Raw genomic sequence first — 568 nt, 5'->3', positions numbered from 1 at the left:
AAAAAATATCATTTTTCCAAACCGGAGACGACTGCCGAAAATAAGCTCAAAAGAGATTTCAATGCAGGAAAACCTAATGAAAAATGGGTTACCGATGTAACGGAATTTAAAATCCCCGAAACCGGAAAGAAGTTATATCTCAGCGCCATATTTGACCTTTATGACCGTTATCCGGTAGCTTATGTTATCAGCCGGAGAAATGACAACCAGCTTGTATTTGAGACTTATGGCAAAGCAATTGAACAGAATCCAGAAGCCAGACCGCTCTTTCACAGCGACAGGGGCTATCAATATACGAGCAAGGTATTCCAAACAAAACTACAAAAACAGGGAATGGATCAATCCATGTCACGTGTCGGACACTGTATTGATAATGGTCCCACCGAAGGATTATGGGGAATCATCAAGTCGGAAATGTACTGTATGTATAAGATAACCGATGAAGGCTCTCTGCGTTCAGCCATTGATGGATATATGAAATTTTATGCGGAAGAAAGACCGCAGGACAGATTTCATTGTAAAACACCATCTGAGGTAAGGCGAGAGGCACTGGGTTCTGAAACAGCAA

Annotated in this window: 1 protein-coding gene; it reads left to right on the top strand. The window is 41.5% G+C overall.

Going from position 1 to position 568, the window contains the following annotated elements:
- A partial coding sequence (locus tag H8730_RS17470; RefSeq protein ID WP_249290322.1) for an IS3 family transposase occupies positions 1 to 568 on the top strand: 568 nt, incomplete at both ends.

It is taken from the genome of Bianquea renquensis, from assembly GCF_014384895.1.
Taxonomy (GTDB): domain Bacteria; phylum Bacillota; class Clostridia; order Lachnospirales; family Bianqueaceae; genus Bianquea; species Bianquea renquensis.
Note: the sequence above shows the minus strand (reverse complement) of the source record. Positions and strands in the feature narration are given on the sequence as shown.